This is a genomic window from Lysinibacillus xylanilyticus, from assembly GCF_001708185.1.
GTDB classification, from domain to species: domain Bacteria; phylum Bacillota; class Bacilli; order Bacillales_A; family Planococcaceae; genus Lysinibacillus; species Lysinibacillus xylanilyticus_A.
Genome location: NZ_MDDN01000015.1, coordinates 39247 through 61166, shown reverse-complemented (window position 1 = coordinate 61166; position 21920 = coordinate 39247). Strand labels below are relative to the sequence as shown.

Annotated in this window: 21 protein-coding genes and 1 pseudogene; 1 reads left to right on the top strand and 21 read right to left on the bottom strand. The window is 35.5% G+C overall.

All coding sequences use genetic code 11. The features are described from left to right. Positions 1–56: 56 nt before the first annotated feature. Positions 57–803: a permease prefix domain 1-containing protein gene (locus tag BFJ97_RS25010; protein WP_217492403.1), complete on the bottom strand. Its 747-nt coding sequence runs from the start codon at positions 801–803 to the stop codon at positions 57–59. 3 nt (positions 804–806) lie between these two features. After that, on the bottom strand, positions 807–1139 hold the full coding sequence (locus BFJ97_RS19435; RefSeq protein ID WP_068986298.1) for a PadR family transcriptional regulator: 333 nt from the start codon (positions 1137–1139) through the stop codon (positions 807–809). A gap of 608 nt (positions 1140–1747) precedes the next feature. Here BFJ97_RS19435 and BFJ97_RS19430 point away from each other — a divergent pair. Further along, complete coding sequence (locus BFJ97_RS19430) at positions 1748–2176, top strand: DUF3888 domain-containing protein (protein WP_068986297.1); 429 nt, start codon at positions 1748–1750, stop codon at positions 2174–2176. Between the two features lie 322 nt (positions 2177–2498). Here BFJ97_RS19430 and BFJ97_RS19425 read toward each other — a convergent pair whose 3' ends face one another. The 19 genes and pseudogenes from BFJ97_RS19425 to BFJ97_RS19330 form a co-directional block, all read right to left on the bottom strand. Next, positions 2499–2684, bottom strand: coding sequence for a DUF4083 family protein (locus BFJ97_RS19425; protein ID WP_068986296.1), 186 nt, complete (start codon positions 2682–2684; stop codon positions 2499–2501). A gap of 901 nt (positions 2685–3585) precedes the next feature. Then, a complete protein-coding gene (locus BFJ97_RS19415; RefSeq protein WP_254660212.1) occupies positions 3586–3933 on the bottom strand; it encodes an ABC transporter in 348 nt (115 codons plus the stop codon). A gap of 165 nt (positions 3934–4098) precedes the next feature. Beyond that, on the bottom strand, positions 4099–4464 hold the full coding sequence (locus tag BFJ97_RS19410) for a DUF2750 domain-containing protein (protein WP_068986293.1): 366 nt from the start codon (positions 4462–4464) through the stop codon (positions 4099–4101). A 172-nt stretch (positions 4465–4636) separates the two neighbouring features. After that, positions 4637–6091: a hypothetical protein gene (locus tag BFJ97_RS19405; protein WP_068986292.1), complete on the bottom strand. Its 1455-nt coding sequence runs from the start codon at positions 6089–6091 to the stop codon at positions 4637–4639. A gap of 46 nt (positions 6092–6137) precedes the next feature. Continuing rightward, positions 6138–6395 (bottom strand): SMI1/KNR4 family protein, encoded by a 258-nt coding sequence (locus BFJ97_RS19400; protein WP_068986291.1) that lies wholly within the window; start codon positions 6393–6395, stop codon positions 6138–6140. Positions 6396–6503: 108 nt separating this feature from the next. Continuing rightward, the gene (locus BFJ97_RS19395) at positions 6504–6833 is read right to left on the bottom strand and encodes a hypothetical protein (RefSeq protein ID WP_254660211.1); all 330 of its coding nucleotides are present in this window, start codon (positions 6831–6833) and stop codon (positions 6504–6506) included. 633 nt (positions 6834–7466) lie between these two features. Next, on the bottom strand, positions 7467–7724 hold the full coding sequence (locus BFJ97_RS19390; protein ID WP_068986329.1) for a hypothetical protein: 258 nt from the start codon (positions 7722–7724) through the stop codon (positions 7467–7469). Between the two features lie 1290 nt (positions 7725–9014). Beyond that, positions 9015–9358 (bottom strand): annotated as a pseudogene (locus BFJ97_RS19380) (DUF6176 family protein). 57 nt (positions 9359–9415) lie between these two features. Beyond that, positions 9416–10027 (bottom strand): hypothetical protein, encoded by a 612-nt coding sequence (locus BFJ97_RS19375; protein WP_068986289.1) that lies wholly within the window; start codon positions 10025–10027, stop codon positions 9416–9418. A 312-nt stretch (positions 10028–10339) separates the two neighbouring features. Continuing rightward, on the bottom strand, positions 10340–10609 hold the full coding sequence (locus tag BFJ97_RS25310) for a transposase (RefSeq protein ID WP_254660210.1): 270 nt from the start codon (positions 10607–10609) through the stop codon (positions 10340–10342). 17 nt (positions 10610–10626) lie between these two features. Further along, positions 10627–11145, bottom strand: a complete 519-nt coding sequence (locus BFJ97_RS25305) for a transposase (RefSeq protein WP_254660209.1) — start codon at positions 11143–11145, stop codon at positions 10627–10629. Between the two features lie 315 nt (positions 11146–11460). Further along, positions 11461–11616: a hypothetical protein gene (locus BFJ97_RS24885; protein ID WP_175401812.1), complete on the bottom strand. Its 156-nt coding sequence runs from the start codon at positions 11614–11616 to the stop codon at positions 11461–11463. Position 11617: 1 nt separating this feature from the next. Next, positions 11618–12442 carry a sugar phosphate isomerase/epimerase family protein gene (locus BFJ97_RS19365; RefSeq protein WP_068986288.1) on the bottom strand — a complete coding sequence of 275 codons (825 nt, stop codon included), beginning with the start codon at positions 12440–12442 and terminating at the stop codon, positions 11618–11620. Beyond that, positions 12439–13410 carry a DUF6005 family protein gene (locus BFJ97_RS19360; protein ID WP_068986287.1) on the bottom strand — a complete coding sequence of 324 codons (972 nt, stop codon included), beginning with the start codon at positions 13408–13410 and terminating at the stop codon, positions 12439–12441. The genes BFJ97_RS19365 and BFJ97_RS19360 overlap by 4 nt, the downstream gene beginning before the upstream one ends. Before the next feature lie 13 nt (positions 13411–13423). Next, entirely contained in the window at positions 13424–13681 is a 258-nt protein-coding gene (gene asbD / locus BFJ97_RS19355) for a petrobactin biosynthesis protein AsbD (RefSeq protein WP_049666019.1), read from the bottom strand. Continuing rightward, entirely contained in the window at positions 13678–14910 is a 1233-nt protein-coding gene (locus BFJ97_RS19350; RefSeq protein ID WP_068986286.1) for an AMP-binding protein, read from the bottom strand. Before BFJ97_RS19350 ends, asbD begins: the two co-directional genes overlap by 4 nt. Before the next feature lie 2 nt (positions 14911–14912). Further along, the gene (locus tag BFJ97_RS19345) at positions 14913–16667 is read right to left on the bottom strand and encodes an IucA/IucC family protein (RefSeq protein ID WP_068986285.1); all 1755 of its coding nucleotides are present in this window, start codon (positions 16665–16667) and stop codon (positions 14913–14915) included. Beyond that, on the bottom strand, positions 16639–18462 hold the full coding sequence (locus BFJ97_RS19340; protein WP_068986284.1) for an IucA/IucC family protein: 1824 nt from the start codon (positions 18460–18462) through the stop codon (positions 16639–16641). The genes BFJ97_RS19345 and BFJ97_RS19340 overlap by 29 nt, the downstream gene beginning before the upstream one ends. A 1683-nt stretch (positions 18463–20145) precedes the next feature. Beyond that, positions 20146–21828, bottom strand: a complete 1683-nt coding sequence (locus BFJ97_RS19330; protein ID WP_068986283.1) for a hypothetical protein — start codon at positions 21826–21828, stop codon at positions 20146–20148. Positions 21829–21920: the final 92 nt, after the last annotated feature.

The following is a 21920-nucleotide window of genomic DNA, read 5'->3' as shown; positions in this document are numbered from 1 at the left end:
AAAACCAGCGCTACATCACAGAAAATGAAAGATGATTAAGTTCTTTCATGGGAGTTCTACAAGGACTTTAAAGATTTAAATATTAAGCTCCTTTTTTGATAAACCTTTATAATTCCCCATATTGAAAATAAAGGAAGAGAGAAAGCGATACCCAATAATAGTGATAAAACAGCTAAATTATCAATACTCCTATAAGTAATATAGATAAACCACTTATCATCCCCATTACCTTCTCGGTATAGGTCAATAAATCTAATTTCGGGTGCCCATATTTCCCTTTCGTACTGAAACTCAGGTTTAGCTGTATCAATATAATTAAATATGTCTATTTTATTTTTTATATTGAAAACCTCAACTTTTGAAACCTGATTCGTGCTTTGAATTAAAGACTGAATTTTATCTTGCTTATCCTTTGAAATGACACTACTAACATCGCTTAAAATTATAGATATATCATTATTTATTTTATGCCGTTCATTCTGATTGCTTTTTTCAATTGACATAATGATACCAAAAGTAAGAAGGCTCAAAGCAAGAAAAAATATTGCAAAATAAAGGAGCCACCTTGTAAATTGCTTTTGCATGACAAATAATTGACCAATCACTGTACGGATTTCTTTTTCTCCACCGAAACGTTCAATTGCAATCCTAACTGCTTCCGTTTCTGACTTACCTTCTAATTTTAATTCGTGTACAGCTTCAATTAAATGGTTCTTCATTTCTACTTTTAATTCTTTTATCTCGTCTTTATTGCCATCGAATTTTTGATAAACGGAATCTATAAAAGCATCAATTTGTTTCAATTTCTACTCCCCCTCTAAAAAAGAATCCATTATTTTTTTTACAAAACGCCACTCTGAACGCTTTTCTTCGAAACACTCTTTTCCAAGTGGGGTAAGTTTATAATATTTTCTTCTTCCCCCTGGTCCTTGTTCATCTCCCCAGTATGATTCAACCCAAGCGTTTTTTTCTAATCTTTTCAAAGAGAGATAGAGTGTACCTTCTTTTATTTCGAACTGTTCCTCACTTCTATCTCTAACAAACTTAGCCAGCTCATACCCATACATATCTTTTTTGTGTAATAGGGATAAAATCAGAGTATCTATATGCCCTTTAAGAACCTCTTTGTTAATTTCCAAAATTTGCACCTCCCTATATACAAAATATAATACATGGTACTCTATAATACAAGGTATAAATTTATAAAGATCATTATTTCCTGTTTCATTAACCTGCGGCGATAGCTTCACAAGAAAAAAACTACCCAATTACAGCGCTATTGACCCCGTTAGCCATCCATGAAGTACCAAAATCAGCACTTCACCACAAAAAATGAAAGATGATTAAGTTCTTTCATGGGAGTTGAATAAAGAAAAAGGCTATGTTAAAAGAAAAGGTTGTTCTATAACGTCAAGGAATCCGCTGTATAGGCAAGTTTTTATTAAAAATCTGATTCAGTGCAATTTCTTTTGAACAGCATTGAAAGCTTTGTTGTATCTAAGTTCAAACGATAGTGCATAAAAAGGTATATAAGAATGAAATACAGAAAAACACTTAATACATTGGTATGACAACGTTTTAAGTGTTTTGTTTCGTCCCAAAACTTGCATTTGGGAACGTTATTTTATTATAAGCTGTATTAATTATACAAACTTTGATTTTAATTAATACATGTTGTAATGAAATATTTGACTGACATAAGTAAATCTTTTACGTACAAAATAAACATTAAAAAGGAAGTGGAAAAGTGAAGAAAAAAATTATAACTCCTTCTTTTTTACTGCTATTTCTAATATCTACAACATTAACTTATGCTGAATCAGATTATTATCAGCCTGTTAAAGAATCTAAAGAAGAACACATAATGGACATGTTTTTTTCACTACTATTACCAAACATCCAAGAAGCAGTTTCTAATTACTATTCCGATTATCTTACGGAAAGTCCTTTGGTGTATCCGTATCAAATAAAAATTTTAAATATGGAAAGAATTGATGACGCTTTTCAGTTTTCAGTAACCCTCGAAGTCACTCCAGTTTTGGGTGCACATAACCCAGTAGGTAGAGACCAACTAACATTTTCAATAGCTCCAAATGAAAGTAAGCTTAAAAATTTTAAGCACCTGGAAACATTTGAACTTCCACCACATTTGCAAATTTTCATAAAGAAAAAGTAAAAGATTGTACGGTTTCAATCTGTTTAACTAAACTATGGCAACACTTGAAGTACGGATAGATCCCAAGCGTCCTTTGGGTACATTTCATTGAGATTCTTTTATATGTTATCGCCATTCAGAACAAGTGGATCGAACAGTCTTCTTTAAAATTATTTTTCGCAGCGTCTCAGAGTGTTATTTTCTATAAAAAACAGCGACAAACACTGATTTAACAGAGTTTGTCGCTGTTTGAAATGTTACCAAGCTTGCGTTTGAGAACGTTTTTTTGTATGTATTTGTATAACTAAAAAAATTATTTTTCACCTTACTAATTCTAATTTAACTATTTTTTTAATAACAAAAGAAGCTTTTCGTTCTGCTCAATTAGCCTATCCATCTTTTCCTCTAAATCACTCAAATTATTAGCTTTAATTGAAGAATTTATTATTAATCGTCTAATAAAAAGAGCAAAGGAAATAAAGAATAAAACTATTAAAAGTATAACGATTATTAAATATAAACTTTCCATAATCATTCCCCTTTAGACCACCTATTTTCTCCATTATATCATTTAAATGGAATATAGTTTTTTCACTCGTTCGTTAATTTAAAAATGTCCCAAAGCGTGTGGTTTGGGAAGATTTCCAAATTTCTTATTATCTTAAATCCCCAACAGTAACTAATTCACCAGATGTTCTTTATTAAACGAATAATCATTTTGGGAATAAACATTAAAATGTTCCAAGCCACTTCAATTAAGATTGAACTGATAAGCTCTCCTACCATCTCTTTAAAAAAGCCGTCCTGTTGCTTTCTTTATTTTTTTCATTTTCTAACTCCAAATAACTCAAGATTTATTTATAATTCATTTTTACTTCTAATTACAGAATCATTTATTCTTACATTTTCGATATATAAATACAAACCAATATAAAAATTCCTGATAAAATAAAGAATACTTTCTGAACATAGTAGGGACTAAATTGTAAAACAGCAGCAAATAGCTCACCTAATAAAGTCCCACCTCCCGAAATCGGCCCTTTTCTATACTTATCGTGGTATTCCTTCGAGTAAAAGATTCCATATATCAATATAATTATTGCAATAGAACCTGAAAGAATCTCTCCCCATCCCCACATAAAATCAAAACATTTCCCTTATTTTTCAATTTCAATTATCCTTCTTCTATTAAACTGTTTGGTTAGTAATAAAACGTCTTCATTTATTGAGAAACGCCTTCGTTCTAAATTCTTCATAGAATACTTGCCCTATCAAATCTTAACAATGTATTGCTTTATTATATATATGTAATTTTTTCCTAATTCACTTAAACTGCGCATTTAGTTTAAATAGAAAAAGGCTCTACTCCTTATCGGACCATTTCGCACAGCTATACTGCACCGTTAGTTAAACAAGGTTGGAACGGAATCTCATTCTTTTATTCTTAGCTGTCTCGTTAGTTCTTTAAATGGACTAGCATAAGATTCTTCATATATCATAAGATGTTGTTTTAATGGAGACCAATTTCTTTCGAGGAATGGATGTATCTGTGTGGTATCCGCAATACTATACAGTTGCATTAAAAAGTGAAGGGTTTCCCATATCAAATAGTCATCGTCCAATTTAAATAACACCTCAATCACATTCGGAATGTAGTTAAAGGCTTCTTCTGAAGACATTCCTTTGTAAATTGATTCGAAAGAATTACTAAAATACCACTCGTCATCACCTAACTTATCTTCCCACCCAACAAATATTTCCAAAAGTCTACAATCCATTTTAATCACACCCTAAAGCCGTCTTGTATAAGACATAATTTCACGTAATAAACCTGTTTACCTTCTTCAAGTCACTTGCACCGTTAGCACAATGAAAAAGTGAGCTGTCTAAACAGCTCAATATTCTTCAAGTAAAGCACCCTGTTGCATATGGAACAATTATTTCTAACTGATCTTACGTTCTATTTCACTAAATAATTCAGCAGGTTCTATTTCTAAGCCAATTAACTTTGCATTCCAGTTAACGCCTACTAATAAACCATCTTCATTCATTCCATAAAGCCAGCTATTCATAAATTCTTCTAATGGTATGGGAGTTGGATGATAATTTGACCAACCCTCTATCGCACATTGGCGTGCATACGCTTCATCTGACCAAAATGGCATTACATCAGTGTCTTCATATTCATTTGATTCACATACACACCAACCTTTTTCATTCGTCAAACCCCAAACCAATTTACTCTTCGAAACTCTTTCGATAAATTTTTCATATCTTCTTTTAGAATTTATTGTTAAATCAAATGACATTTTACTTCTCCCTTTAATTAATACTTCAACAATATCATTTAATTATTCTTATTGAACTATACTGCCCAGTTAGTCAAACGAAAAATGCTCTACTCCTTATTGAAGTAAAACCCTCGTTAGCTTAAGTGTTTCACAATACATCTTTTTCATGGATATACACTTCAAATTTTTATCATGTCTGCGGTATCTCCATTTCTTCCCACGAATAATTTGGTATAGTTGCAATCCATAACGTATCTCCCATGATATCGACATCCAAAACGACGAAATCCACCGCATCAAACACTTTTTCAGGTTTTCTTTCGTCTTTCGTGTTGATGGAATAAATAGCTTCACCTCTATGTGTGTATCCGAATAATTTCTTTCCTTTTTTAATGAATTTAACTACCTCTTCATCAACTTTAATTTTTCTCCAATTTCCCTCTTGAAGATCTCGGATCCAAATTCCACTTTGTGTCGTAATAATTAGTCTATTATTAATCACTTTCAAATCTAGAGGTTCATCATTACTATTCGGCATAGTTATCTCGGTCCACTCGTCATTGGTCTTTTGAAGAATCTTCCTTTCTTCTGTGAGTCCTACCAAGTCACCATTATCCGAGATTTGAACCACATATAATGGTTTAGGTACTATAGCTTGTTCCCATCTCTCTCCTTGATTGGTCGTACAATAAACTTTTCCATTTGATAGCACAGCTACATGGTTGTTGGTTGAATAATCGATTTTCTCGATTGATTGGTCTAATGAAAGGATTTTCGTACCTTTACTTTTTGATGTAGTACCTGCCCATAATTCTTTTTCCGTAGCTACATATAATTGATCGTTCATATCAAACCACGCGTGTGTTACATAATTATTAGCATGGAGTTCTGTCCATGTTTCTCCATTGTTATGGCTCCATTCAATAAAAGGTTGCTTGGTTGTACTAAATTGTGTTGGCTTTTTGTCTCCCCAAACCACTAAATTGTTGTTTCCAGCGATAACCCCCATAATCGCCATCCCTTTTTTTGTTAGGTTTTCGGTGCCAATACGTTTGGATATTAATCCTCCACCGTATGGTAATTTATGATTAGCACTAACCACATCTCCATTTTGGGCATTGAATGAAATTGAAGTAAAACGGCTATCTCGATCATTTCCAAACACTTTTAGAATGGGCGTACCATCGATACTATCAAGTGTAAAATGATATCCTGTCGCCCAATCCACCCCTTTTTGTAAATCATATTTTTCCTTTGCGATTTTCAATAAATAAGGACTGTCAAAATTAATATCATCTAATTTTATTGCTCCAGAACTAGGTCCCTTCCCCTCATGAATTCCACTTATTTCTCCTTTTGAAATAAATATAAATAATTGTTTATCGGTACTTGTAGTCTCAAAACTCAAAGTCCATTTATATCGTTTCCCTGTTGCTCCCCTTGTTCCTCCCATGTCTTCATCAACACTTGTTAACATTACTAAATATGCATTTTCATCCCATTTTTTCGCCCTATCTAATCCAAGTTGGATGGCCTCTTTTAGCGTAATTTCACGATCTGAAGCGATTCCTTCATGACCAATCAAATTTACAATAACTAAAAAAATAACTATCAAAAAACAAGTGATTATTTTTAAGAACTTCAAAATTACCACCATCCTATGAATAATGTGCCTATTTAGGATGGAGTAATTACATCGTTATATACCTTCTTAGATCCAAAACAAACAAAATACTCCTTTTATCATAAGAAGCATATAGCTCTCCCCATTCATTTCGTTGCCCGTTATGTATGAGCAATAATTCCTTCAAACTATTGGGAAACGTAACTCCCATCTTCTGTTCAGCCTTTGTAATTTCAGCTTTAGCAGCTGGTTCATTAAAACTGTCTACTATCTCTTGACAATTTAATTCCAGCCATTTCTCGAATTTACTCCAAAGCTTCTTCACATCATAACTCCCCTTACTTAACAAAATTAAAGCCATACAAAAACTTTGATTTTACATCAATTATAAGAAACGCCTTCTTTCACTAATCTGCACCGTTTGTACAACAAGCTAATCTTCACATAACTTAAATACACTTTCAAAAGTACCATCAACTAACAAGTTTTTTATAACCACTTCAATATCAATTCGAGTGATTTTCCTCACCAAAATCATTTCACTTGCCCAAAAATAACTACCTCTTAAACATTCTCCTGTTTCCTCATTTTTCTTTGCCATGCTAAAAATATTTTGATAAGTAAAGAAGGTTGCCATCCACTCGGAACCATCCTCAAACCTTACGACCACGTCAGTATTATCATCATCTTCATTCCATAACTGTTCCCACTGTTCAGCTTCAATCCAAACGGAATACGGAATATTTGTCACATTAATTCCCACTATTGATACACCTATGATATTTCACTAACCTGCACAGTTTGCTCAATGATCTTCAAGTAAAGCACCCCGTTAGCCATCCATGTCGCGTAAAATCAACGTTACACCACAGAAAATGAAAGATGATTAAGTTCTTTCATGGGAGTTTAATAAAGTTTACTCTAATATCAACGTTACATTTTCGTTTTCAAGGATAATTTCCTCTGTATCGCAGTTATAGACCCGTACATTCAGAAGTTCGTCAGCTTAACCCTTTCTTTTAGGTTTATTCGCATTCTCACCATATTCATTCAACTCAAGCATCATGATTTACACCACCCCCGCGGGTAGGCTTTCGTCAGCCGAACTGTTACGGTAAATTCTCACGCCTTTTCGCCGAGCTTATAACACTTTCATTCTTACTAAATTCAGTGCTATTCGACTAAGAGAGAACCCTTCTGAGCGTTACCTCTTCATTTGATTCTTCGAAGGAACTGCCTAGCTTTACCAGAGTAATGTGACCATTCTCCATTTGAGCTAGGAACATTTCGCACAACTATCCTGCTCCGTTCAATAAAGAAAAAAAGAGCTGCATATGCAACTCATTGTTCTTCAAGTAAAGCACTCGTTAGTTGAAAAAGCTAACATCAGAAGAAGCTATTCTGTTGGATTAGAAAAAGATTGCTGTTTTTCCCAATCAGAAGAACCGATTTTCATCCAATACTCCCCTTTTTGTTTATCAAAAATGATAAAGTAATCGGATGCTATTGTGATAAAATCATATCTATTTTGTTCGTTATCAGTCTTTTCAATATCTATATGATTGGTTATTAAAGATTGGGAAATTAACCATGAACTTAAAACAATACATATTCCCAAGAACACAATAGAAAAAGGTTGTAAACTTTTACTCATTAACCTTTCCTCCTCGTATAAAATTGATTTCTCTAACCATTCATTATTTCCTTCTTCAATTAACCTATAAATCATAATTGCCTACGACTCCTACGTACTCGAATCGTTGCTCTGAATATTCATTTCGTTGCCCATTATGTATGAGCAATAATTCCTTAAAACTATTGGGAAACGTTATTCCCATCATTTATCAGTTTTAGCAGCTGGTTCATTAAAACTTACTACTATCTCAAGTTTTTTATAACCACTTCAATATCAATCCGAGTAATTTTCCTCACCAAAATCATTTCACTTGCCCAAAAATAACTACCTCTTAAACATTCTCCAGTTTCCTCATTTTTCTTTGCCATGCTAAAAATGTTTTGATAAATAAAGAAGGTTGCCCTCCATTCGGAACCACCCTCAAACCTTACGACAACGTCAGTATTATCATCATCTTCATTCCATAACTGTTCCCACTGTTCAGCTTCAATCCAAACGGAATACCGGAGTATTTGTCACATTTATTCCCCTCTTGATACACCTATGATATTTCAATAACTGCACCGTTAGCCATCCATGAAGTGCAAAAATCAGCACTTCACCACAGAAAATGAAAAATGATTAAGTTCTTTCATGGGAGTTTAAGAAGAACAGCGAAGCTTATTAAACAATCGCGCGCTATTGTTGAAGATCACAAAATATAAAAAGTGACGACTGCATACATACGTTGTAATGAAATAAACTAAACTAATAAAGTACAAATGATTTTGGGCTTTATTAGTTTAATTTGACTCTTCACTAGGAGTTGGATAATTACGGAATATGAGGTAGGAATTATTAAGAAAAGAAGGAGAGATAGGATGTTCGATCAAGTTGCGTATTTTATTTTTCAAGCCCTGGTAATTCTAACGGTTTTGGTTGTTATAATTGGAATCCCTCTTGGGGATACACTGTTGAGAAAAAAATAAGGACGCTAGGACATAAGTATATTTCCAAAGCAAAATTTAAAAATTTCATATTAAAAAGCGTGAAAAATCAACGTCTCTAAAATTGATTTCTCACGCTTTTTATGATTTGGGTCAGTTATGTCCCAGCATTTTTTTGATTTTACGTCTTCCTTCGTTTCTATAATAGATTTAGGGATTGGTGAAAAATAGTGGACCATATTGAAGTAAAGCCCCACTAGCCATCCATGAAGTGCAAAAATTAGCACTTCACCACAGAAAATGAAAGATGATTAAGTTCTTTTATGGGAGTTGAATAAAAAATATGAGTTGTCTAAACATCTCAATATTGTTTAAAAAGTGCTTACTTCATAGAATTTCGTACTTTTTCAGGAATCATCACTACCTCAGTTTGTAAAGCTACAGGTTTAAAGCTTTTATCAATACATTCATCCCAGTATTCAATGTGTTTTTTATCAATCCAATGTTCTGATTCATCGACATCAATTCCGCCTGTCCCTTGAACAACATACCAATACAAATATTCTTCTCCATCTAAAATTTCTCGAAAAATCGTTTCAACGTACATTTTCTCGCCTTCAAGGGTAACTAGTACATCTTCCATATTTTCATTCAGGAAAGCCAACCACTCATTACTTTTTCTGTTTTATTTTGTTTCACTCGATATCGCGTGCACTCAATATTCATTGTACTTTGTTCCTTTCTTTTAATAATCCACATTCATTCTGCTATATTTTGCTTTATTTAAAATTCCGTACTCCATCCTTCAGTTTCATTATCATACAAAAAATTTACATATGCATGTTCAACATTCAATTCATGCTGTAAATAATCAATAAAAGATTGAAACATTTCTTCGTTTACTTCTTCTTTTTTGTTATTTAACCTAATAATAAGCGTAGGTGTACCTCTTGTATGATATGTAGGCGTAAATGAAATACTTTCCGGTTCCCCAAATGTTTTAGTTATATAACTATGAACTTTTGGTCTTAATTGTTCTATGAATTTTGCTTCTTCTTGAATTGTTATATCGTCTTCTATTTGTTTCGTATTTTTATTTTCATAAACCTTGAACGTTTTTTGTGTTTCTGTATTTAAAATCATTGCAGCATATTCAAAATCAGGGTATTGATCATCACTATCATGAAGGACATGGGAAATTTCGTATTTCATAGTTGGATATTTCTTTTGTATATATTGTTCTGCTTGTGAAATTACCTTTTCCTCCTCTTTTTCATCTGGTATCAACGATGCCTTATAATTAAATAATGAAAAGACAGTCCCGAATATTAGTAATATCACTATTCCTCCAATTGAAAAAATGAATATGCTCCAACCTCTTAGCCATTTACTCATCGTATTACCTCCTAATTTATTTACATAATGAGGTTTATTAGAACTTAGGAATATTATTGTATCCTTCAATGATATCCCCAAATCCTTGGTTGATGAGAGAATTCGCTACCGGTCGAAGAATTTCCTGCTTGGTTTCCACAAGATATTGTCATCCGTGTAAAACCTACGAATGATAAGGGTTTGGTATTATTCTTCTTCATTCCTTGTGTATGAAGAAATTTCAAACAAACATAGGCAATAAGGGCTGCGAATAGCTGATTGAATACGGCATTTTTCGTTGTACCGAATAGTACAGGTACGTTCAAATTTTGCTTAATCCAACGAAAAAAAGCTTTCAATCGCCCAACGCGACTTATACATGTTGGCAATTTCTTCAGCGATGATATCCTTTAAACTTGTCACGACTCGTATTACTTTGCCCTCATGATCCATGAATTGAACGACACGATGGCGCTTTTTCGTTTGTTTTTGTGATGTTCCAAGCGTGCAAGTAAAATCAGCTGTCACATTGGAATCGTTGGTACGACTACCTTGGAGCGATTTTTTGCGATTTAATTGCACATTGTCTTTTAAACGCAACACGAAATGTTGATGTTCTTTCAGGTAATATCAATAGAAAAGTAGGTACGGTCACAAACGAGGATAAACCTTTTATCTTCAAGGAATTCTCCAATGGGACCATCATGTTTTAAACCGGTTGTTTCTACAACTTTTAAGGGCATCGAAGTTTCATTAGTAAAACTAACATGTAATTTGATACCTGAATGTTCGCCGTGATATACAGCCCAAGGTAAACGTGTTTTGCCTACTGTAATTGTAGTTGAATCAACGGCTAATAACGTTTTCGGCATCTTCAACTGACGACGAGCTGCACAATTGAGTTTCCTGACAATCACTTCAAAAATACGTTTGATGATGCCGTAATCGAGTGCCTTTAAATATTTAGAAAGCGATGAATGATTCACCGAAACAAGACCGTTACTTGGACCCACATCCGCTGCGTGGCGTAAACTTTTCCACTCGTTCTTTGCAGCACCAATTAAATAAGAAATGAGTATAGGAACCGCACATTTTCGTGCTGTTTCTACATAACCGAATTCCTTAAGATTGATTGCCATTCTGCCTCTGAAAGAAAGTTTTGAATGAGCGTAAAAATCGTGTTATTCTTGTTCAAGAGAGATTCCTCATTTCGTAATTGTTTGTGTCGTAACTAACATTTTACATGAGAATCTCTCTTTTTATTTAATTTTTATTGGAAGAAACTAGATAATCAACACGCGTGGTATTTTATTTAAGTTTGTTTTTTTACTTCTTATTCTGATCTCCATCAAATTGGCTTATTGCTCCCGAGTGTACCTATTCGTGCTAGTTAAATAGCTTATACCTTCTCTTTAAATACCGCTGGTTTGCTTACTGAACTACTCACTATATTTTTAACACTTAATTCCAAGAGCTTCACTAAGTTGTTTTATTCCTTCCTCTATCGTTAATGTACCTGCCTCTACTTGGTTGAAAATTTCTTGTGCTTTGTTTTTAGAAATCTCAACTATGTTCGCTGGTTTACTTACTAGTTTTTTATCTCCCTTCATATTATATTTGCACCAACTGCACTGCCTTCTTAACCTCCTGAACATCTTTTGCTAATACACTCTTCACATTGGCTCCAAACCATTCCAATGACGCATCTACCTCCATGTTTGAATCTACTTCTGCTAGGAATTCACCATAATCAACTGCACCTTCAAACAATGGAACCATCCCTTCTCTAGACCCTGCTGCAGCATAAACATTGTTTGGAGCAAAAACACCAAGTTGTGCACGTGAGGCAATATTTTTAAAGTGAAAATGAGAGATATATGGACGAAGTTGCTTCATGGCGACAATAGGGTCCATCCCTGATTCCCATATATGTAAAACGTCAAAATTCACTCGTAGGCTTGAGTGATTCATTTCTTCGAGTAACTGCATTGTTGAAGGAAGATTATCTGTCAATGTGTTCGGATGAGTTTCAACAAGCAAATATTGTCCTTTTGACTCAAGATAATCACAGAGCATACTAAGTCTAAAAATAAGTTCTTCCCTTTCTTTTGTACTCGTGTCTGAGCTGCCCTTCTTTCCTACAAATGTACGAATCTTATTTGTTCCCCAACGCCTTGCAAGTGAAGATAACCTCTCTGTTTCAGCCATCATCACAGAAACTGGTGCTTCTAATGGCAAATAATCACTAAGCATGCTTGTTTCCAAACCGTAGGAGCTTAGCCAATCTGCTCCATAATGAAGTTCATCTGCCAAGTTCTTTGCATGAACACCCCAGAGCTCGATTCCTTGAAAACCTTGCGTTTTTGCAAATTGGGCTAATTGGTCAATCGAGTGGAGATGGTGCCGAAACGAGATTGTACAGATAGATAGTTTCATACTATAACCTCTTTCTTGTGCTGTAATGTTAACCATGCATGAAAGCATTCTTGTAATCCTTGCTTAATCTTGAACTCAAGGAGATTTTGTTCTTCTAACTTCACAAAAATATCTTCCGCTAATAACAAATTTTCCGTTAGCGCAAGCTTCATCGCTCGATACTGAATCGTTGTATAGCCATTCACTAGACGCTCAATTTCATCACACCATGTGTCAAAGCCTTCCTCTTCGCGGCCAAGCGCTTCCCAAAAAAATGCAAACGCATGCTCATATGCATACTTTCTAATCGCTATAACCGGCAATTGTTTTAATGCAGTCGGAAGTTTTTTCATCCTTTCTTTTTTTCCTTCGATATACTCTTTAATAATTTCGGTAATTGCATCTGTCAACGGATTACAATGAAGCTTTATACATGTATTAAAATATGCTTCAACCGTCTCTGTAGTTGGAGGAATAATCGTCTTTGCATCAAAGTAATAACCACCTTCGACAGTTGGCTCTTGAATTGCAGCTAAAATTCTCTCCTTCGGTAAAATCCCTTCCCAGCGAAAATCAGGGTCATACATAAACCATTCTTCTTCATTTTCTGTCGATTCTAGCATCACATAATGAGGGAATGGACGTTGATGAAATTTATTCTCTCGCTCTGGAAGCATCGATAAATCCAGCATCACCATCACATGTTGATGTGGAGATTTATTCTCTAATAATCCTAGCAGTTTGTTTATATTTTCTTGTTTTGATTGCTTTTCGTCATACCATTTGTAAAGCTTGATTCCATAGAGCATTTCATACCATGTTTGAAAGAAATGATGATCAATTTGATCAGAGTGGTATGCTAGCACTCCGTTATCAAGCACATCAAAGTCTGCGTCCCATACGCCAAAATAGTAGGGCCTATGATCGACGCCTTTCGTTTTCTTAATAACCTCACAAACACAGCTTACAAAACAATGAACTTTTATCATTTTTAGCCTCCGATTATTCTACCTTTTGCTGTTTTTCTAAAAAGCTTGCTAGTGTTCCTACTGTTTTGAAATCTTTTGGAACGAGAACCTCATCGGGAATGGAAATGCCAAGATCCAACTCTATATGAAGAATCAGTTGAAGGACCATAATTGAATCCATATACAAATCCTCATTTAATCGGGCATCTTCATTAAAAGAGGACAATGTCTGCAACTCTAATGAATTTTCCATAATATCATAGATGCTCTTGATCAATTGTTGACGCGTCATACTGGTATGCCTCCAAGTTTTTTTCTACTTACTTTTCCGTTAGGCAGCTTTTCAATTTCATGAACAAACACAAACTCCATCGGAATTTGGTGTGGCGCGAGAAATTTCCGGCACCATTCTCTAAGTTCCATATTATCGACCGGTTCACTAGACACATATTGTGCGCATACTCGCTCTCCTGATAAGTGGTCTTGTTTCTTATATACGACTACTTCGACTATTCTTGGCTCATCCATTAACACGGTTTCAACTTCTTGCGGATACACATTCAAGCCCGCTACATTAATCGTGTCATCTATTCTTGCAAGAAAAGAAAGAACATTATCTTCTATATAACCAAGATCTTTCGTATAAATCGTTTGTGTAGACGATTCAATGATAATTTCGCTCGGTGTTTGTTTGTTACCAGCTGTTACCTTTACATGAGGAAGGGGATAACCCATTTCTTTCGGATCTTCCACATTAGGGTGAATTGCAACACACCCTGATTCAGAGCATCCATACTGCTGTAATACTTGGTTAGATTTCTCTCTTAACGATGTCAACCAGCTATGTGGCATCACAGTTCCTGACGTCATCACACGATCAAAATGTTGTTCTTTAGGTAATAATCGACTTAGTGTATAAAGTAATGCTGGAGCCCCATAGAGTATGTGTTTAGGATATTCTTTTAGCTTTTTCAAAATATATTTAGGATTACTGTTCGTAATAATAACTGGCTTTGCTCCTCTTCTTATGCAAGCAAGGACACCACAAATGAATCCATAAGAATGAGTAACCGGACAAGCGACAACAGAATTTGTCAAGGAATCAACAGGTAACGTCTTCACATAGCTTTCAATCTCTTCTTCTACTGAGCTCCACGTTCGTTCTATACATTTCGGAGCTCCTGTTGTACCTGAGCTCATTTGAACTAATACTCCTTCTTGGTTATTGGAATGATTGAATAGTTCAATGAAAGAATCAATTGATTGGAACAACAAAAGATGACTACCTGCTGAAGAAGCAAGCCGTACAGATCCCTCTTTTGGCGTCGCAGGATGGATTGGGACAACTGATCCACCTTTTTCGCGAATGTATAAACAAAGAGCTATATATTGGAAAGTATCATCCGTACAAATAGCTAGCCTGCGATTGTTACACTCCCTTAGATGAGGTAAGCTTTCATATATTTCAAATTGCTTCTCGATATCTTCTACTGTATAAAATTGATCATTGACATAAAACATCATCATTTCCCCTTTTCATCCGCTTGCGCCAACGTATTGTTGACAATATGTCGAAAATTACCTTCTTCTTGATTTTGAACTTTCTTTGTTAGCAAAGATTCAACATAAATATGTGTGCTAGTATGCTGAAGCTGTTCATTTCTTGAGCATAATGATGGAAAACGTTCAAAGTGCTTCTGTATTCCGTTCTTAACTAGACTCCAAAAACGCGTTTCTGCAAATCCATACTGCTCTTCTAGCAAATAAGATAGTTCACTTAAATGAAACACGAATAGTGTATCCATAGCTAACTCTCGTAAAGCCTCTACAGAAGACATCCAATAATAATGATCGACAGGTGCATCTTTAAAACATTCGTGTATCGTTTCAAAGTCTGGAACGAGGCTTCTGTCTGCAATGAATTCTTCCATATATTCAATACTGTCATGGAAATCCCTCAGTACAACTCGAGTTGGCCAGCCATTTTGATGTAATAAAATCATATTTTGCGCATGTGCCTCAACAGCAATACCGTGAGCGACAAGCAAGTGCCACACAGGAATAACACTCACTTCGATCAAGCATTTTACCCACTCCTTCGTTCCATATCGGGAAAGCCAATCATCAATAAATGGACGCCCATCTTCCTCCATCATCATTAGTACCGTAAACGGTACCGCTTCCTCTTCATCCTTCATATACGAGCGCACACTTTCTCGCCATATGGAGCCAAGCTGACCTTCTAGTTTGCTGCTATGCTTTTTTACATTCGGTTCAAAAATAATCCCTGCATATTCTTCCAGTACAATAAGAGACGCTTCATTATGTAAATAGTCGTCTAATTGAATCACCCGTTTAAGCCATGCTGAAATATGAGGAGCTGCACAAACAGCATGAGAATGTAACTTTCGTAATGAAGAAGTATTCACCATATTCATCGAGCATTTTAATTGCGCCTTTTTTGGATTTGAAAAATTCCATAATGTTCGCACTGATTGGGTTGCCCTATAGTAATCTCCTTTCACATTTAGAGGTATTAGATCTTTTTGCTCCATTAATCCAGCTAGTTCTTGCTTCATGTTATGCCATTGCCAAGGATGAACCGGTAAGAACGTATATTCTTCAAATGTTCCATCGAATACCGCAAGCGTTGCAAGAAGGTCTTCCCACAGCAAATGCCCTAGCTCTCTTTTCCAAAAGTTCTCTTCCTCTTCAAGAACAGAAATTCGTACGTAGCTTCTTCTCACTGCAACCCATTGAAGGGTAAAAGATTGCTTTGCCTCAGGGCCATAGTCTTTATGGTCGTCGATCGTAAAACCGGTTCTGGATTTAAAACAAGGGTGATATGGATGTCCTTCAGTAATTTCTGATTCTAATTCTTCATAGCTCGAAATTCTTCTCGACATCGGCATTGGGAGATGTCGATCATTCCATTCACAAAGCTTACTCGTCAAATGAAGTTCTTTCAGTAACCGATCTTTGTCATTACGAGTCGAAAGTAATTCATCTACTAGATCCTCAAGCGTTGCTTCTAATAACGTTCCATCTTTTCCTACTAAAAAAATACTATCTCCCTGTATTCGGATGCGATCAAATGCCATTTTTCTTCCTTCACAACGATATGTGCACTTCTGACCACCAAGAGTAAAAATTGAAATCCCTTTATCTAGACGTGTTTCTTCATATTTAATTAGTCCTTCAAAAATCATTGCTTCTACAAGCTGCCGCCTTACACGTAGCTCTTCTTGTTTAGAAGCTAAAGGCTGTAGCTGCTGCATATTCTGCCTCCTTATGTTGAAGAACAAACGGATTTGGAATTTTCGTGTATACTGCTTGTTCTAGTTCGGCTTCTAGTTCATCTACATCATGAAACCTTGTTAATAAATTTGCTTTGAACGCAAGCTCTTCTTGTTTTAGAATGTTACAAACAAATGTCTTCCCGAAACCTGTAAATTCTTTTTCTAATAAGTGCAGTTGATCGATAGACCACTTCAAAAGAATTTTTTCATCGATTAGCTGATCTGCTCCGAATCGAGATATAACGGGAAACAGTTGATTCATAAACAAATAATATGTAAATCTATCATGAATAAGGGTATCTTCGTAAAATAGCTCTTCTGTTTCATGTAAAGAAGGCTCTATTGAAAGAAGTACTTCTTTATATGTTTTTGATAAGTAATAACCTTGGTTATCACGATAAAAATAAATAGTTGGATAACCAGAAGAAATGTTTAACAGACTATTTTGCTGGTGTGCTTCGAGAGCTACCCCATGCTCATCGTATAATCTTAATAATGATTCAATAGCACATTTCCAATAGTCTTTAAACCAGTCTAAACTTACACTCTCTATTGAGCGGAATTCTGATTGAGAGATTTTCATAATGAGCTGACACAGTTTTGATTTTTCGTTTGGCAAGGGCTCTTGCACAAGAGTAGCGATCATGCATATTCCTTCATCATGCCCTTTAGGAAATACGTTTGAGCGAAAAATAACCTCAAACCCTGACTCCGTCTGATTTGGGAACTCTACAGTCATATAGGCTGGATCATCAATCATCCGGAAAGATGGATGGTTCTGTAAGAAATCAATCTTATTCATTAACCGAGCCATAACAATTCCAGCTTTTAGTTCATGAGTTCTATTTACCCTCAATGAATTCGTTATCTTTACAGGAATTGAAAACTTATACATCATTTCTTCATTTGAGCTATATACCGTTCTAATTGAAGAGGTTGCTGTATAAAATGCCCCAAGCGCACCTTCGTATTTTATCAACCCTTCAGCAATCGCTTCTTTTACATACTGTTGCTGTAAAAGCCACTGTGCTTGAAGCGGGTGCATCGGAATGAGGCAATGCTTCTCTGACATAACAAAATCAGGTTGTGATTTTGTTAAAGACTGAGTAATGAGTTCACTTGCACTTTTTTCTAACTCAGAAGACTCTTTCACAATTTTACGGTCGACACAAAAATAGTGAAGTTGGAAAGAGCCTTGTAACTCTGGAGCAAAACTCGTTTGTTGCCAATCTGCCATCCCTTGTCTGCTTTTCGGTGTCGGATGAAGCCAATGTCCAAGTAAGAGAGACTGCTCAGCTTCAATAAACGTACAGTTAGCTCCATTTTGTTTCTTACCTTCCAAACTCTTTTCAATATAATTTGCCATCGTTTGATAGCTCTCTATTATGCGAAGAATGAGTTCATCAAAATGGGAAGAAATCCCAAGACATCCATCCGCCTTAGCCATAAAATGTAATTCCTGAATGAGCATGATGAGTATCGTTAATTTATCTTCGACAAGCCATTGTTTTTGTTTCGTACAATACTTCAACGAGACACCAAATATATGTCTTCCAACAAGAGATTTGTATTCCATGCCAAATGCAAAACGTGTGTTTTGGATCGGCAACTTAATCTCTAACATATGTGCCTCTGTAATCAGGATAGATAGTCGCTGTTCTTTTATCCACTCCTCCTTTCTGACCCAATGTCCGCTACTTACCTCTCGTATATAACAATTCATAAACGCCTGAAACGTTGCATTTTCTGCAATCTGTTTAGCTATCTGTTGCATGTAATTAATCATCCTTTCACAAAGTCTTCTCCCTATAAAATGATAATGATTATCACTCACTGCAAAAAAAATTAGTCTCTCTTATAGAAAGACTGATGATAAAAGTGAACGGGCACAAATGTGTTACCGAAAGCAATTGATAATGATTATCACTTTCAATTACTTTTACATAGTATAGGAAAGTTGGAAATGACTCAACTGTCTAAAGACCTATATAGCAATATAAACCATCGAATTAGCTAAAAATGTAGAAGAATATTTCGTTTCTTGTATCACATGCGCACGATAATTGATATAAGGTACGGTGTGACGACAAAATATTATGCAGAACTAGAAAACATCAAAAAAGTTCACATCATTTATGTGAACCTTGTTTGACGTTTTATAATGAATATTTACTCAGCTAATACAAAAATAATTTATATTATCACGGCTGTGCAATTACCGTAAGAATGGCTTTCTGGTTGAACTAGAAGTGATTGCAGTTACACGGACATTTTATGAGCCAACACAATGGCATTAATCGCTGATACGGTATCTTTAGTTACCATCTGTTCATCCAGCTTCAACTGAAGTTGAAATGTAGAGACTGGTGGTATTTTAGTAGAAATCTTGAGCTCAACATCCTGAGATGAAAGCACCTTCGCTTGCACGATTTGCAGCCAGGGAATAAGATCCGGTAATGTTTTATCCTCCTAAAGGCCCATTTCTGTACCATCCGTCCTAATAGGTGAATACCCATCGAAATACCCAATTCTTAGCACAGCATTAGAGGGGGTACTGTTCCTATTCAAGGTAGTGGCCGCTCCCATCCGATGACGGGAGTTTTTTTAGGACCGATAATCAGATTCCACACAATGATAAACATAGAAGGAATAAGGAAGCCGAGCACCTCCAACACTGGAGGTATTGACATAGACGGTAAGAAAAATGGCTGCGGACAGAATCGCCAGCAACCATATGTAGAGCTCCTTCCGCCATTTGGACTGCAGCTTCCCAGATGTTAGGGGAATAGACTGTGCTAGCTGAATTTCCGAATTTGCTTTAGTTGGATTACCGTACGTTCTCTCTATGTTAAATGTTCCCCATTCAGCATATAGGAGTTATCGGCTACTCCCTGCCAGACCTTCTCCTGCGATGGATGCGGCGACTGCCAGTGAGTAACGTATTTTTCAATGTCTTTCAGATAGAGAGTGGGATCACCTGTGAACGAGAAATATTGCGAAAGCTCCAGATGAATAACGGCAGCTGAATACTGCTGTACATGGGTTGATAAGGTTTCTAGCCACTCATTCACAGAAGTTGCTAGCGATCCTACATTGCTGGTGATGGTTAACGCCATTTTTGGGGTTTATGAGTTAAAAAAGATCACCCTACAATAGGTGATCTTGAATACTTCGTTTTCATAATTTATTACTATTTACCAAACGAAAGGAATTAGTTTTTTAGTTTCCTGTTTATATATTGTAAATTGTTCTCCGTACTTGTTTTATAAGTAATCATCAGACTTTGGAATATAATCAAAAACAAATACTAAGAATAAACTTAGAGGGATAAGCAAACTATAAATATTGTTGGAGATTAGCGCGAATCCTAGTACCCAAAGACAATCTCCACGATCATTCACGCTCATCTATAGAGTAAGAACAACCTTTATTTGCCATCTTTACATAATGAGGTTTATTAGAACTTAGGAATATGATTGTATCCTTCAATGATATCTCCAAATCCTTGGTTGATGAGAGAATTCGCTACCGGTCGAAGAATTTCCTGTTTGCTTTCCACAAGATATTGTGCCTTCGAACGAATGAGACGATCAAATATTTCACTTCGTTTTTCTCCAACTGCCTCCCATGATTGTTGAGACTTCAGTAAATCTTCTAAGGTCAAGAGAGGATAATCCGTTCCTTCAAATGTGAAATCACCATTTACTTGATACCACACATCCCCATTCTCTCGTAACCATTTTTCTCCGATGTTTTCAACGCCCCGTCTCATATTTCTGGCTACGTCTAAATAGGATTCTTCTTTTGTTTGTTGATAGGTTTCTAGTAAGAAATTCATTTCTCCTAAAGCGTGGTTTAAGGATACATGTGTCTTCTTTGTCTGCAGAGGAGAATAATAATCGGTCACAAGGTAACCACCTTTGGGAACTTCAATTTTGTTTCCATTTTCCGCCTGATTGACCAAGAAATCCGCATAGATGATGGTTGAGTTTTTAAGTTCTTTGATGTCAAGCATGTCCCCAGCTTCTTTTAGGAATAACGCGATTTTTTCGTTATGCCTAGTATCGATATAAGGAGCATTGATTCCGTAATCCTTTTTCAACCACGTACTCGTATATTCCGTTTCCCATAACCCTTTTTTATCTCCTTGAAAAATAAATAAGTTAGCAACAGAATTTAATAGCAAATCGTAGAAGTATCGCTCCTGTGTAGTTTCATAGTAATTTAATGCTTTTCTATCTTGGACCCTCACTAGGTTTCTCCCATATCCTAACTTTGTTTCAGGTTCAATCGACCACGGGAGTTTTGTATAAGGCCCTTCGTCTGTATACCATTTGTTAGTTTCTTTGTAATGTTTGGTACTTTGACTAATCCATTCATCGAGAGCTTGTTCTTTTTTAAACAGAGGCTCTTGTGAAACTAGCATCCAGTTTTCAGATAAATCATTTCCTACTGCGTGAAGTGGAAGAGTGACAGTAAGGCCTTTATAATCTTTAATTAATTCCAAGGACTTATTTTCACTCGTCAATTCCCGGACCACACTCTTGTCTCCGTTTTCATACTTTTTAATCCGTTCTTTCGATACATAGTTTCGGCTTATCATCATATTAGTAACTAGGTTTTCGTTTTCGTGTTCGTGTTCCTTTATTTTTAACAGACCAATAGGATAAGTGGTTGGATCTACGCCAGATACATTATCGTGCTCATGTTGAATTTCCTGTCGTTCGAAATCTATCAAATCATACCGTACATTTCCGCTGATAGGGTATGAGATTGTAGCACTACACCCTTTACTGCTTTTGTTTTGTAATTGAGTGAAAATGAAAAAATCCCCATTATCGATTTCTCGAACAGTAACCTTGATGGAGCCCATGTTTTCTCCATCTTCAAATAAATTAAAGACCGTTGTTTGATCCATTGAACGAATATACGTTTTATACGAACTTGTTGTTTTTTGCAGTAGTAAACCATTGGCTTCCAAATGTAATTGTGTGGAATTCGGTAACGCTAGAGAAACCCTCTCGCTAGGTTCATATATTTTATACTCATCGTCACCTGTTCTGTTAAATGAAATTGAAATCAAGATCATTAACACAAACATGGAGCATAAAATTTTGCACCAGATTTTTCTTTTAAGCAAATTGGCCCCCCCGATGTAACTATTCTTTTATATGAAATTTCCAAAATTATACCAGTATCAAATAAGAAAAACAATGTATGAACGTTTTCTCT

What these genes read in the sequence shown, in the direction of transcription:
- BFJ97_RS19425 (WP_068986296.1), bottom strand. Translation starts at nt 2,684, where the DNA reads ATGGAAAGTTTATATTTAATAATCGTTATACTTTTAATAGTTTTATTC.
- BFJ97_RS19365 (WP_068986288.1), bottom strand. Translation starts at nt 12,442, where the DNA reads ATGAAACTATCTATCTGTACAATCTCGTTTCGGCACCATCTCCACTCG.
- BFJ97_RS24885 (WP_175401812.1), bottom strand. Translation starts at nt 11,616, where the DNA reads ATGAAGGGAGATAAAAAACTAGTAAGTAAACCAGCGAACATAGTTGAG.
- BFJ97_RS19345 (WP_068986285.1), bottom strand. Translation starts at nt 16,667, where the DNA reads ATGCAGCAGCTACAGCCTTTAGCTTCTAAACAAGAAGAGCTACGTGTA.
- BFJ97_RS19415 (WP_254660212.1), bottom strand. Translation starts at nt 3,933, where the DNA reads ATGGATTGTAGACTTTTGGAAATATTTGTTGGGTGGGAAGATAAGTTA.
- BFJ97_RS19340 (WP_068986284.1), bottom strand. Translation starts at nt 18,462, where the DNA reads ATGCAACAGATAGCTAAACAGATTGCAGAAAATGCAACGTTTCAGGCG.
- BFJ97_RS19375 (WP_068986289.1), bottom strand. Translation starts at nt 10,027, where the DNA reads ATGAGTAAATGGCTAAGAGGTTGGAGCATATTCATTTTTTCAATTGGA.
- BFJ97_RS19350 (WP_068986286.1), bottom strand. Translation starts at nt 14,910, where the DNA reads ATGTTTTATGTCAATGATCAATTTTATACAGTAGAAGATATCGAGAAG.
- BFJ97_RS19390 (WP_068986329.1), bottom strand. Translation starts at nt 7,724, where the DNA reads ATGAGTAAAAGTTTACAACCTTTTTCTATTGTGTTCTTGGGAATATGT.
- asbD (WP_049666019.1), bottom strand. Translation starts at nt 13,681, where the DNA reads ATGACGCGTCAACAATTGATCAAGAGCATCTATGATATTATGGAAAAT.
- BFJ97_RS25305 (WP_254660209.1), bottom strand. Translation starts at nt 11,145, where the DNA reads ATGGCAATCAATCTTAAGGAATTCGGTTATGTAGAAACAGCACGAAAA.
- BFJ97_RS19360 (WP_068986287.1), bottom strand. Translation starts at nt 13,410, where the DNA reads ATGATAAAAGTTCATTGTTTTGTAAGCTGTGTTTGTGAGGTTATTAAG.
- BFJ97_RS19410 (WP_068986293.1), bottom strand. Translation starts at nt 4,464, where the DNA reads ATGTCATTTGATTTAACAATAAATTCTAAAAGAAGATATGAAAAATTT.